This window comes from Streptomyces lacrimifluminis, assembly GCF_014646095.1.
Lineage (GTDB): Bacteria > Actinomycetota > Actinomycetes > Streptomycetales > Streptomycetaceae > Streptomyces > Streptomyces lacrimifluminis.
In genome coordinates, this window is the sequence record NZ_BMMU01000011.1 from 60373 (window position 1) to 72883 (window position 12511).

At 71.3% G+C, this 12511-nt stretch carries 12 protein-coding genes and 1 pseudogene; 11 read left to right on the top strand and 2 right to left on the bottom strand.

What is annotated here, in order from left to right; all coding sequences use genetic code 11:
* The first annotated feature begins 6 nt into the window (after positions 1–6).
* The 9 genes and pseudogenes from IEY89_RS18140 to IEY89_RS41920 all read left to right on the top strand — a co-directional run.
* Positions 7–1236, top strand: coding sequence for an NAD(P)/FAD-dependent oxidoreductase (locus tag IEY89_RS18140; RefSeq protein ID WP_189148466.1), 1230 nt, complete (start codon positions 7–9; stop codon positions 1234–1236).
* 132 nt (positions 1237–1368) lie between these two features.
* Positions 1369–2754: an MBL fold metallo-hydrolase gene (locus tag IEY89_RS18145; RefSeq protein WP_189148467.1), complete on the top strand. Its 1386-nt coding sequence runs from the start codon at positions 1369–1371 to the stop codon at positions 2752–2754.
* 84 nt (positions 2755–2838) lie between these two features.
* The gene (locus IEY89_RS18150) at positions 2839–3420 is read left to right on the top strand and encodes a rhodanese-like domain-containing protein (RefSeq protein WP_189148468.1); all 582 of its coding nucleotides are present in this window, start codon (positions 2839–2841) and stop codon (positions 3418–3420) included.
* Positions 3417–4388 (top strand): sulfite exporter TauE/SafE family protein, encoded by a 972-nt coding sequence (locus IEY89_RS18155; protein WP_189148469.1) that lies wholly within the window; start codon positions 3417–3419, stop codon positions 4386–4388. Before IEY89_RS18150 ends, IEY89_RS18155 begins: the two co-directional genes overlap by 4 nt.
* Positions 4389–4795: 407 nt before the next feature.
* On the top strand, positions 4796–5248 hold the full coding sequence (locus tag IEY89_RS18160; protein ID WP_189148470.1) for an OsmC family protein: 453 nt from the start codon (positions 4796–4798) through the stop codon (positions 5246–5248).
* The gene (locus tag IEY89_RS18165; RefSeq protein ID WP_189148471.1) at positions 5245–6939 is read left to right on the top strand and encodes an aminotransferase class V-fold PLP-dependent enzyme; all 1695 of its coding nucleotides are present in this window, start codon (positions 5245–5247) and stop codon (positions 6937–6939) included. The genes IEY89_RS18160 and IEY89_RS18165 overlap by 4 nt, the downstream gene beginning before the upstream one ends.
* 229 nt (positions 6940–7168) lie before the next feature.
* Positions 7169–7456, top strand: a complete 288-nt coding sequence (locus tag IEY89_RS18170) for a metal-sensitive transcriptional regulator (protein ID WP_189148472.1) — start codon at positions 7169–7171, stop codon at positions 7454–7456.
* A 162-nt stretch (positions 7457–7618) separates the two neighbouring features.
* Complete coding sequence (locus IEY89_RS18175; RefSeq protein ID WP_189148473.1) at positions 7619–8023, top strand: DUF302 domain-containing protein; 405 nt, start codon at positions 7619–7621, stop codon at positions 8021–8023.
* Positions 8024–8133: 110 nt separating this feature from the next.
* Positions 8134–8376 (top strand): annotated as a pseudogene (locus IEY89_RS41920) (hypothetical protein); the annotation flags it as partial.
* An 87-nt stretch (positions 8377–8463) separates the two neighbouring features.
* Here the strand turns inward: IEY89_RS41920 and IEY89_RS18185 are convergent.
* Positions 8464–10179: a sensor histidine kinase gene (locus IEY89_RS18185; protein WP_189148474.1), complete on the bottom strand. Its 1716-nt coding sequence runs from the start codon at positions 10177–10179 to the stop codon at positions 8464–8466.
* A gap of 414 nt (positions 10180–10593) precedes the next feature.
* Here IEY89_RS18185 and IEY89_RS18190 point away from each other — a divergent pair, with 414 nt between their 5' ends.
* Both IEY89_RS18190 and IEY89_RS18195 read left to right on the top strand, forming a co-directional pair.
* Complete coding sequence (locus IEY89_RS18190) at positions 10594–10902, top strand: hypothetical protein (protein ID WP_189148652.1); 309 nt, start codon at positions 10594–10596, stop codon at positions 10900–10902.
* Between the two features lie 286 nt (positions 10903–11188).
* Positions 11189–11650 carry a pyridoxamine 5'-phosphate oxidase family protein gene (locus tag IEY89_RS18195; protein WP_189148475.1) on the top strand — a complete coding sequence of 154 codons (462 nt, stop codon included), beginning with the start codon at positions 11189–11191 and terminating at the stop codon, positions 11648–11650.
* Between the two features lie 6 nt (positions 11651–11656).
* Here IEY89_RS18195 and IEY89_RS18200 read toward each other — a convergent pair whose 3' ends face one another.
* A complete protein-coding gene (locus IEY89_RS18200) occupies positions 11657–12511 on the bottom strand; it encodes a universal stress protein (protein ID WP_189148476.1) in 855 nt (284 codons plus the stop codon).

Genomic DNA, 12511 nt, shown 5'->3' on the forward strand with positions numbered 1-12511 from the left:
ACCGCCTTGGCCACCATCCCCTCGCCCTCCGACGCACCCATCGCCGGCCGACACCGCGTCGCCGTCGTCGGCGGCGGCAGCGCCGGCATCAGTGTCGCCGCCCGTCTGCGCCGCGCGGGCGTCACCGGCATCACCCTGATCGAACCGTCCGACACCCACTGGTACCAGCCACTGTGGACCCTGGTCGGCGGCGGCCAGGCACCCCTGCGCACGACCCACCGCCCCGAGGGGGCCGTCATCCCCGACGGGGTGCGGTGGATCCGCCGCCGCGCCCTGGCCGTCGACCCCGAGGCCCGCACGGTGACCCTGTCCGGCGGCGCCGAACTCACCTACGAGCACCTGGTCATGGCACCCGGTCTCCAGCTCGACTGGGACGGTGTGCCGGGCCTGGCCGAGGCCGTCGGCCACGACCGGGTGAGCAGCAACTACGCGCCCGAGTACGCCCCGCGCACCTGGGACCTGATCAAGGGGATGCGCTCCGGCACGGCCGTCTTCACCCATCCGGCGACCCCGCTGAAGTGCGGCGGCGCTCCGCAGAAGATCGCCTACCTGGCCGCCGACCACTGGCGCAGGCGGAAGGTCCTAGACGCCATCCGCGTCATCCTGGTGCTCCCCGACCCGGCGATGTTCAAGGTGCCCGCCTGGTCACAGGTCCTGGAGAAGGTGGCCGCCCGGTACGGCATCGAGGTACGACTGCGCTCGGAGATGACCGCCGTGGACGGCGGCGCCCGCGAGATCACCATCGCCGACCACACGAAGGGCACCACGGAGACCATCGGGTACGACCTCCTGCACGCCGTCCCGCCGCAGAGCGCGCCCGACTGGATCAAGGCGGGTCCGCTCGCCGATCGGGAAAGCCCCCAGGGGTTCGTCGCCGCCGACAGGCACACCCTCCAGCACCCGACGTACGGCGACGTCCTCGCACTCGGCGATGTGGCGAACCTGCCCACCTCGAAAACCGGTGCGGCCGTGCGCAAGCAGGCACCGGTCGTGGCCGGCAACCTGCTCGACGTCATGAGCGGCCGTTCACCGTCGCACCGGTACGACGGCTACACGTCCTGCCCGCTGGTGACCGCCCGCGACCGGATGCTGCTCGCCGAGTTCGACTACGACCTCGACCCCACGCCCTCGTTCCCGCTGCTCGACCCCTTCAAGGAGCGGCGCACGATGTGGCTGTTCAAGCGGTACGGGCTGCCGCCGCTGTACTGGCACGGCATGCTCACCGGCCGCCTCTGACCGGTCGGCCCGGGCATCCCCCGACCCGGGCCGACCACCCCACCCCACCCCTCGGACCGGGGTGGACCAGACCCTCCTGCATACCCCCAGGGGTATTAACCTTTCGCCCTTCCGACACGGAGGTCACCGACCATGTTCTTCGCCCAGTACTACCTCGACTGCCTCTCCCAGGCGTCGTACCTGATCGCCGACGAGACCACCGGAAAGGCCGTCGTCGTCGACCCCCGCCGTGACGTCACCGAGTACCTCACCGACGCCGCCGAACACGGTTTCACCATCGAGGCCGTCCTCAACACCCACTTCCACGCCGACTTCCTCGCCGGCCACCTGGAGCTCGCCGACCGCACCGGCGCCTGGATCGGCTACGGACAGCGCGCCGAGGCCGAGTACCCCATCCGCAAGCTGACCGACGGCGAGCGGATCAGCCTCGGCGACGTCACCCTGCAGATCCTCGAAACCCCGGGCCACACACCGGAGTCGATCAGCATCCTGGTCCACGAGCACGCCGCTGACACCGTCCCCTACGGCGTTCTCACGGGCGACGCGCTGTTCATCGGCGACGTCGGCCGGCCCGACCTGCTCGCCTCGATCGGCGTGACCGCCGACGAACTCGGACGCATGCTCTACGACACCATCCAGCACAAGCTGATGGCGCTGCCGGACGCGGTGCGGGTCTTCCCCGCCCACGGTGCCGGATCCGCCTGCGGCAAGAACCTCTCCACCCAGCGCCAGTCCACCATCGGCGAGCAGCGCGCCACCAACTACGCCTGCCGGCCCATGAGCGAGGAGAAGTTCGTCGAGCTGGTCACCGCGGGCCAGCCGTCCGTGCCCGCCTACTTCGTCTACGACGCCGTCCTCAACCGCAAGGAGCACGGCCTGTTCGACGCCACCGCCGCGCCGCGACCGCTGTCGGTCGAGGAGTTCATGGAGCGGCGCGCGGCGGGGGCCGTCGTGGTCGACGCCCGCTCGCCGCAGGACTTCGCCCCGGGGTATCTCCGCGGCTCGGTCAACGTGCCCGCGGACGGACGATTCGCCGAACAGGCGGGCATGGTCATCACTCCCGAACAGGACGTCGTCGTCATCGCGCCGCAGGACCGCGAGGAGGAGGTCGTCACCCGGCTCGCCCGGATCGGCTTCGACAAGGTCGGCGGTTACCTGCGCGAACCAGAGGGCGCCTTCCCCTCGCTGGCCGCAGAGATGGAACAGGCGAGCCGCCTGACCGCCGACGAACTGCGCCGCCTGCTGGACAGCGACGAACCCCCGCTGGTCCTGGACGTGCGCAACACCGCCGAACGTGAGGAGGGCTTCATCGAGGGCGCCCTGAACATCCCGCTGACCGAACTCTCCCGCCGCATCGGCGAGACCCCGGCCGGCCGGCCCCTCGTCGTCCACTGCGCGGGCGGCCACCGCTCCTCCATCGCCGCCAGCCTGCTGCGCCACCAGGGCCGAACCGACGTCTCCGACCTGCTCGGCGGCTACGGCGCATGGCTCGCCCTGCCCGCGTCGGCCGACGTCTGATCCCCCGTACCGGCGGCGGCCCTGGCCGCACCCATCGTCCGCCGCCGACCCCGCCGGCTCCGCCAGTGACAGCAAGGACCCCCCATGACCACCAGTGCCGACAAACCCCGACTCGACCCCGCAACCCTGCGCGACCTGACGCAGGACGGTGAAGGCCCGCGCCTGCTGGACGTGCGCACGCCCGGTGAGTTCCGCACCGCCCACATCCCAGGCTCCTACAACGTGCCCCTCGACACCCTGCGCGAGCATCGCGCCGAACTCCTCCACCACCTCGACGAGGACGTCGTACTGATCTGCCGCTCCGGCGCCCGGGCCGCCCAGGCCGAACAGTCCCTGGCCGAGGCCGGACTGCCCAACCTGCGCGTCCTCGACGGCGGGGTCATGGCGTGGGAGACCGCCTCCGGCCCGCTCACCCGTGGCCCGGAGCGCTGGGACCTGGAGCGCCAGATACGCCTGGTCGCCGGCACCCTCGTCCTGGTGAGCGGCATCGCGGGCCTGTTCCTGCCCGGACTGCACCTGATCGGCACGGCGGTCGGGGCCGGGCTGGCCGTCGCCGCGCTCACCAACACCTGCGCCATGGGCATGCTGCTGGCGAAGCTGCCCTACAACCGCGGCCCCCGCGCCGGCATCGACACCGTCGTCGCCGCCCTGCGGGACGCGTCGTGATCGCCGTCATCATCGTCGCGTCCCTGCTCATCGGGGTCAGCCTTGGCATCCTGGGCGGCGGCGGGTCCATCCTGACCGTGCCCGTCCTCATCTACCTGGCCGGAATGGAGACCAAGGAGGCCATCGCCACCTCGCTCTTCGTCGTCGGCGTCACGAGTGCCGCCGGGGTCGTCTCGCACGCCCGTGCCGGACGCGTCCGCTGGCGTACGGGGCTGCTGTTCGGTCTGGCCGGCATGACCGGCGCCTACGCGGGCGGACGGCTGGCCGAGTTCGTCCCGGGCACCGTCCTGCTGCTCACGTTCGCCCTCATGATGATCGCCACCGCCGTGGCCATGATCCGGGGACGCAGACACCGGCCGCAGAAGGCCCACCACGAACTCCCCGTGCTCCATGTCCTGCTGGAAGGCATCGTGGTGGGCCTGGTGACCGGTCTGGTCGGCGCGGGCGGCGGCTTCCTGGTCGTGCCGGCCCTGGCCCTGCTGGGCGGACTGCCGATGACCGTGGCCGTCGGCACCTCGCTGCTGGTCATCTCCATGAAGTCCTTCGCGGGCCTGGCCGGTTACCTCACCAGCGTGCACATCGACTGGGGGTTCGCCGCTCTCGTCACGGCGATCGCCGTCGTCGGCGGCCTGATCGGCGGCCTTCTGGCCGGACGCATCCCGCAGGACGCGCTGCGCAAGTCGTTCGGCTGGTTCGTCGCCGTCATGGGGGTGTTCGTCCTCGGCCGGCAGATCAGCTCCGACCTGCGCCACACCCTGCTGACCAGCCCCTGGGCGGGGGCCTCGGTGGCCACGGCGGCGGGAATCGCCTTCAGCTGGTCCATGCTCAGGCGCTCCGGACGGACACCGGAGCAGACGGGTGGCGCCTCGACGCCGTCGGAGGACGCAAGCGGACGGACCGCCCCGCGCCCCGTCCCTGCCGACACCGTGCGGAGCCATGGCACCACCGCGTCACCGCTCGACACGTAGCGACGCGCCGGGCACTCCGGGCACCCGGTCCCACTGGGCTCCTCCCTCCGGCCCTGCGGTTCCCTCGGGCAGCGGCCGGGCGCCGGTGGCTACCACGGGAACGTCGCAGGACAGCCGGATGCCGCCAGCCAGGCACACCGTCCGCTCGTTCAGGGTGAGCGGACATGGGCCACCGGTCCCCGCCCTAGTACCCACCGGGGTATGCCCCTTACTCGGCCTCCTCGTCCCCTCAGCCAACTTGGTCCGCCGCGAACCGGCCGATAAAATACCCAGCAGGGTATACCGTCACGACAGCTCGTACGAGGGCCGCAAGGCCCCCGCCGCACCCGTCGGCCTCTCGATCCGCCGCGTCGTCCGTGATCGACTGGAATCCGGCAGCAGTCGGCACCAGCGAGAAGGGCCCGGCCATGACCGCAAGCACGCAGCAGCCTCCCGGCACGAACCCGCCGTGGTCCACGGACGTGCACCGCATCGAGGTCACCCACACCGAGCACGACGCCTGCACCGTGGACATCCGCGGCCACCGCCTCCAGGTCGACCAGCCCGTCGACGCGGGCGGCACGGACACCGCGCCCACTCCCACCGAACTGTTCGCGGCCTCCCTGACCACCTGCGTCGCGTTCCGCGCGGGCCGCCACCTGCACCGCGACCACCTGCCCCGCACCGGTCCGCGGGTCCGTACGGAGTTCACCATGGCCACCGACCGCCCCGCCCGCGTCGCCTCCCTGCGCGTAGTGGTCGTCCCGCCCCCCGAACTCCCCGAACAGCGCCGGGCGGCCCTGCTGGCCGTCGCCTCGCACTGCACGGTCCACAACATCCTCGATCAGCCGCCCGAGGCCACGATCGGACTGGAGCCATGAGCACGTCCCTGGCCCCGGCCGCGTCGGCGCTGCTGGAGCGCATCCGCAACGGACTCATCGGCGACGACGAGGTACTCGACGGCCCGTACGGCCCGAATCGGATCGTCTACGCCGACTACACCGCCTCCGGCCGCTCCCTGGACTTCGTCGAGGACTTCGTCCGCGAGCAGGTGCTGCCCCGCTACGGCAACACGCACTCGGAGAGCTCCAGCACCGGTCTGCAGACGACCCGCCTGCGCGAGGACGCCCGCCGGATCATCCGTGACGCGGTCGGAGGCACCGAGAACGACCTCGTGATCTTCTGCGGCTCCGGCGCCACCGCGGCGGTGAACAAACTGGTCGGCATACTGGAGCTGCGCCGCCCCGACCAGCCGCCCGAGGCCGAGCGCCCGGTGGTCTTCCTCGGGCCGTACGAGCACCACTCCAACGAACTGCCCTGGCGTGAGTCGGTCGCCGACGTCGTCGTCATCGACGAGGACCCGGACGGCCACATCGATCTCGCCCGGCTCGAAGCGGGACTGCGGCGGTACGCCGACCGGCCGCTGCGTATCGGCAGTTTCTCCGCCGCGTCGAACGTCACCGGCATCCTCACCGACGCCGACCGCATCGCCCGGCTGCTGCACACCCACGACGCTCTCTCCTTCTGGGACTACGCTGCCGCCGCCCCGTACGTCCCGATCCGGATCGCGGAGAGCGGACCCGGTGCGGGCGACCACAAAGACGCTGTCTTCCTGTCCCCGCACAAGTTCGTCGGCGGCCCGCAGACCCCGGGCGTGCTCGTCGTGCGCCGTGATCTGGTCCGCAACCCGGTGCCCACCGCACCCGGCGGCGGCACCGTCGCGTTCGTCGACCCGCTCGGCCACCGGTACCTCGACGACCGGGTCGCCCGTGAAGAAGGCGGCACCCCGGCCATCGTCGAGTCCATCCGCGCCGGGCTGGTCTTCGCCCTCAAACAGGCCGTCGGAACCGACACCATCCAGGCCGCCGAGGAGCGCCACTGGCGGCAGGTGCTGACCGGCTGGGGCGCCGACTCGCGGATCGAGATCCTCGGCGACCACCACGCCCGCCGCCTATCCATCGTCTCGTTCCGTATCCGCTACGGCGAGCACTCCCACCTGCACCACAACTACGTCGTCGCCCTGCTCAACGACCTGCTCGGCATCCAGGCCCGCGGCGGCTGCTCGTGCGCCGGACCGTACGGCCACCGCCTGCTCGGCATCGACGCGGCCACCTCCCACGCCCTGCTCGACGAGGTCGTCCACGGCTGCGACGGCATCAAACCCGGCTGGACCCGCATCAACTTCAACTACTTCATCAGCGACACCGTCCGCGACTACCTCATCGACGCCGTCGGCCTGATCGCCGCGCACGGACACCGGCTCCTGCCCGACTACCGCTTCGACCCGCACACGGGGCGGTGGCACCATCACGCCGGTGCCGCCGGTCCTCCCCTGCGACTGACCGGCGTGCGGTTCGCCGACGACGGACGCCTCACTGTGGCGGACGCCGGCCACGACCGACTGGGAGAGGAGGCGCTGCCCGGCCAACTCGACCGCGCCCGCCAGTTGTTCGCCTCCCGCTCCGACCGTCTGGACGACGGCCCCACCGGACTCCCGGCCGACTTCGAGCGCATGCGCTGGTTCCCGCTGCCGCCCGCCTGCCTGGAACAAAGCAGGACCGGTACCGGTTGAACACCCCTCGGCGGCCCCGGGACCGGTACCGCCGATGAGGGTGACGGTGCCGACGCCCCGCCCGGTCGGCCGACTGCCGCCAGGCGGATGTTCACCGGGGACGCAAGCCTGGTCGGCACCGAGGGACCGACGTGGTGGTGTTGGTCATGGCGGGTGTGATCCTTACTCGTCGACGCCGTTCCGAACCGGGACGTACAGTACCCCTAGGGGTATTTTTGGAGGAGTGATCGTGGAACTGCAGCTTGAGGGTTCGGACCTGAAGGCCGTGCTGAACCGGCTGCGCCGGGCGCAGGGTCAGATCTCCGGTGTCATCCGGATGATCGAGGAGGGGCGTGACTGCGAGGAGGTCGTCACACAGCTCGCCGCAGCCTCCCGCGCGCTCGACCGGGCCGGTTTCGCGATCATCGCCACCGGGCTGCAGCAGTGCGTGGCCGACATCGAGTCCGGCCGCAGGAACGGCGAGGACACGGACGCCATGCGCGCCCGGCTGGAGAAACTCTTCCTGTCGCTGGCCTGAGAGCCCGCCCCGCACCGGCCGCCCCAGTACGGCAAATCGGCGGGGTCCGTACGGCGCATCGCGGCGTCGGCGGTATCGGACAGCAAGCCGCACCTTCGCCGCCCCGCCCGCACAGGACCGGTCCCCCGTCCGGCCCCCACGACGACGAGAAAGGCCGACGCCATGCGCTACGACCGGACCGTTCAGCTCGAAACCGACTTCGTCACCGCCGTCGCCCGCACCCGCGACGCCCTCGCGGAGCAGGGGTTCGGCATCCTCACCGAGATCGACGTCACCGCCACCCTCAAGGCGAAGCTCGACCACGACATGGAGGACTACGTCATCCTCGGCGCCTGCAACCCGTCCCTGGCCCACCGCGCCCTGGACACCGACCGTTCGATCGGCCTGCTCCTGCCGTGCAACGTGGTCGTCCGCCGCGACGGCGACCGCACCGCCGTGCAGGTCCTCGACCCGAACACGATGATCGCGCTCACGGAACTGGACATGCTGCGCCCGGTCGCCGAAGAGGCCACCCGGCGCCTCGACGCCGCCCTCGCCTCACTCACCACACCCGGCACGATCAGCTGACTCCCCGCCCGGGCAACGACACGGGGCCGCCGACAGATCCGGGCCCGCCGGGACCGCCGGCGCACCCTGGTACCAAGGCAGACGTCCGCTACCAAAGGCGAGGCGAACGCGCGGGAGACCTCGCGGAGCTGCTCTGGGGGCTGGGCACGGTATCCGCTGTCGTACCCGCGGTGGGGTGGGTGCTGCACGCGCTGCGCCAGGGGCGCACGGGTGCGGACCTGATCGCCGCGCTGGCGCTGGGCGGCACCCTGGCCGTGGGCGAATACCTTGCCGGGGCCCTGATCGCGCTGATGCTCGCCACCGGAGCATCCGCCACAGACCGGAAAGGTGACTCGGCAGCTGCTCATCGCGCAATCGGGATCCGCGACAAGCGGGTACCTCCTTCGCGCCGTTCACTCAACGGCCTTCCACCCCCGCCGGGGAGGGACAACGGCAGCTGATCAACGTCGCGCCGGTACCCGCCACGCCAGCGCGGTGCCGCCGCCCTCGGGCTGCCCCAGTTCGAGTCGGCCGCCCAGTTGCTCGGCGCGCTCCGCCATGTTGCGCAGCCCGCTGCGGCGGCCGTCGGCGGGGATACCCACTCCGTTGTCGGTGACCGACAGCCGTACCTCGCGCCCGTCCGTGGCCAGGAGTACGTCGGCGCGGTTGGCCCGGGCATGGCGGGCGATGTTGGTCAGGGCCTCGGAGAGCACCGCCACCACGTGGTCGGCGATGTCCTTCGGTACGTCGGTGTCCAGCAGGCCTTCCATCCGGACGCTGGGGGCGAAGCCGAGGACCGGGGCCGCCTCTCCGACGACCCGTACGGCACGGGCCCGCAGGCCGGCCTCACCCGCACCCTCGCGGCTGCGCAGGCCGAAGATCGTCGACCTGATGATCTTGATGGTCTCGTCGAGGTCGTCGACCGCGCGCACCACGCGTTCGGCGGCCTCCTCGTGCTCGATGAAGCGACCGGCGCTCTGCAGCGTCATGCCGGTGGCGAACAAGCGCTGGATGGCCAGATCGTGCAGGTCGCGCGCGATCCGGTCCCGGTCCATGAGGACCGCGACCGCCTCGGCGTCCTTGCGGCGTTCGGCCAGCTCCATCGCGACGGCGGCCTGTCCGGCGAAGGACTGCAGGGTCTCGGTCTCCGTCGCCGAGAACACCGGCTGTCCGGCCTTTCGCGCCAGCAGGACCACGCCTCGTGGACCCGCGTCGCCCGTGCCGATGGGCACGGCCACGGCGGGGCCGAGTCCGCCGAACCGCGGCGGTTCCAGGGAGATGCGGTCGTCCTGGCCGACGTCCGCACTGGCGACGGGGGCGGCGCCGGAGAACGCCAGCCCCATCAGGCTCTTGTCCATGGCCAGTACGAGACCCCGGTGTGCCTCGGCGTCCATCCCGACGGCGATCTCCACGGCGAGTGACCCGGTGTCCTCCATGGGCAGCGCGACCGCCGCCAAGGCGGATCCGGTGATCTCGCCGGCCCGCTCGGCGATCAGCGCGAGGACCTCGGTGCGCTCAGCGCCGGACATCAGGCTGTGGGTGACCTCAGCGGTCGCCCGCAGCCACCGTTCCCGCAGCCGGGACTCCTCGTACAGCCGGGCGTTGTCGATCGCGACTCCGGCTGCCACGGCGAGTGTCAGCGTGACCGAGACGTCGTCCTCGTCGAACTGGGCGCCGCCCCGCTTCTCGGTCAGGTAAAGGTTGCCGAAGACCTGGTCGCGCACCCGGATCGGGACGCCCAGGAAGGTGTTCATCGGTGGGTGGTGCGCCGGGAAGCCGTACGAGGCCGCATGGTCGGAGATCTTCGCCAGGCGCAGCGGCTCGGGATGGCGGATCAGCTCCCCCAGGATGCCGTGCCCCTCGGGGTACGGGCCGATCTGCGCGATCTGCTCCTCGTCGACCCCCACGGTGTGGAAAGCGGACAGACGCCTGCCGTCCGGGCCGATCACGCCGAGCGCGGCGTACTCCGCGTCGACCAGTACCGCGGCGGCCTCCACGATGCGGCGCAGGGCCTGCTCCAGATCCAGCTCCCGGCCGACCGACAGCACCGCCTCCAGCAGGCTGTGCACCCGGTCCCGAGTGCCGCGGGCCGCGTCCAACCGCGACTGCAGCTCCTCCAGCAGCTCGTCCAGCCGCAACTGAGGCAGCCGCACACGAGCCTCCTCGGGGGTGTCCACCCTGTACTCCTCCAGGTCCCCTCGACGCACGGACGCCCGATGGTCCGGTCCTGGGCCACCGTAGTGGTCAGCCGCCGGGCGCGGTAGTGAATCAAGCCGCGTCTGCGACGAGCACGACGGAGACCTCCGCTGGCGATGCGTCCGGCGTACCGGGTTGACGGCGTGGTGGGCTTCGTCAACAAGGCCGACCGGTCCGCGTCATCTCAGGGCCGGTCGGCCCCACGAAGGTGCCGACAGGACCTGGGACGGAGCCACCGCCGACGGGAGAGGCTGTGCTGAGAGCGGTCCCCGGCCCATCTCCCGCAGCGCTGCCTGTCCCGGTGGCCTGAGACGGACCGACCGATCCCGCCTGCCTTCGCTCTCCTCAGCCCCTGCGCCCCTCGTCTCTGCCCTGCTCTGCTCTGTCACGGACCTGTGCTTCGCCCCGGGCGCGGCACGGTCGACACCATCTGTCTGAGCCGGGGCGGACTCGACGAGAAGATCACCGTCGTGCCCGAGGACCTGGTCTTCAGGAGCCGGGCCACCGCCGTCCAGGCGGTGCGTACGGAGTACTCGACGGCGAGACTCCTTGACGTGCCTGTCGAAGAGGGCGGGATCACCGAAGTCGTCTCGTCCACGCGCCAGCGGGGCCACAGCAGCCAGGCGTCCGAACGATGCGGGGCCGGCGGCGGCGCAGAGGTGTGCGAGCCGAGGCTGAGGCATCGGTCATGGAACCGTTGGTGACGAGGGGCCACCACGACCCCCACGTCCTGGCCGCCGCGCTGGAAACCATGCACCGCCGGTAGGCGACGGGCGAGACGTGGGCCGTCCGGCCCGCGGTGGGGACCATCGGCACCTGTGGGAACGGCGGGGCCCGAGAGACACTGGATGCAGGAGCGGCACCGATCCCCCGCGGTGTCGCTCCGTTGCACGTGTTCACCCGGTCATCCGGGCAATGAAGAGATTTCTGGTCCACACGTGGCTGCGGGAGAGGAGAAGCGTGAGCGACCCGACGATACGGAAACCTGCCATGGCCGACGACGTCCCGTCGAATGCCTCAGAAACACACAGGAGTGTCGAGTTGGAAGGCGCCGAGGCGCTGCGGCTCCTGGGAAGCGTGTCCCTGGGGCGGATCGTTTTCACCCGGCTCGCGCTGCCGGCCATCCGCCCGGTCAACCACGTCCTGGTAGACGGCGAGATCGTCATCCGCACCCATGGTGACGCCACCCTGACCCGGTACACCCAGCAGAACGGGGACGAGGGGGCCGTCGTCGCGTACGAGGCCGACGCCATCGACCCCGCCACCCACCTCGGCTGGAGTGTCGTCGTCACGGGCTATGCGCGGCTGGTCACCGACCCACGGGAACTGGCCCGTTACCGGACCCTGCTGCGTCCGTGGGTGTCGAAGAGGATGGATCACGCCGTCCGTATCAGCCCCGAACTGGTCACCGGGGTTCGCCTCACAGCCGTCGGTCCTTCCCCGTCTGCCTGAACGGTGTCAGTGGTGCGGGACCACGGCGACCGCTACGACCGCGTGTTGCAGGACGGTGTGCGTCACCGGGCCGATGTGCGGGCCGATCGAGCCCTCTCGGGCCCGGCGTCCGACGACGACCAGTGACGCGTCACGTGAGGCGTCCACCAGGTGAGCGCCCGCGTCACCGATCACAGCTTCCTCCGTCACTTCGACCCCCGGGTACTTGTCCTGCCAGGGGCGGAGTACGTCGGCCGCCCTCTGCCGTGCGTGTGCGGCGAGTTCGCCACCGTGGACCACACGCAGACCGGTGGCCCGTCTGGACGCGGCCTCGAACGCGAATTCCAGCACACGGCCGTCGGGGGCGCGCAGATCCAGTCCCAGCACCGCATCGCGGTACGGCATCGTGTCCCCGAACCCGTCGCCGGCCCTTGTGCGGCGCTCCTGCCCTCGTTCCTCGTCGGCACGGACCAGCACGACCGGCCGCTCCGCCCGAGCCACCACAGCCAGTGCCACGGAGCCCAGCAGGACCCCCGCCATCCTGCCGAGGCCCCTCGATCCGAGCACCAGGAGTTCGGCCTCCCTCGCAACGGCAAGGATCACCGGCACCTGATGGCCCGCGATCTGTTCGGCACTCACCCGCACCCCGGCGTGGCGATGTGCCAACCGGGCCTTCGTCTCGGTCAGCAGCCGGGCGGACCTGTCCGCTCCCGGCAGGGGAACAGGATGACCGGCGAACGGCACGTAGTCGTGGGGCTGTTGCTCCCCCGCGTGCACAATCCGGAGAGGAATCCCCCACAACTCGGCCTCATGAGCGGCCCACTCCACCGCGGCCAGACTTTCGTGCGAACCGTCCAGACCGACAGCGACGGTACGGGGCAT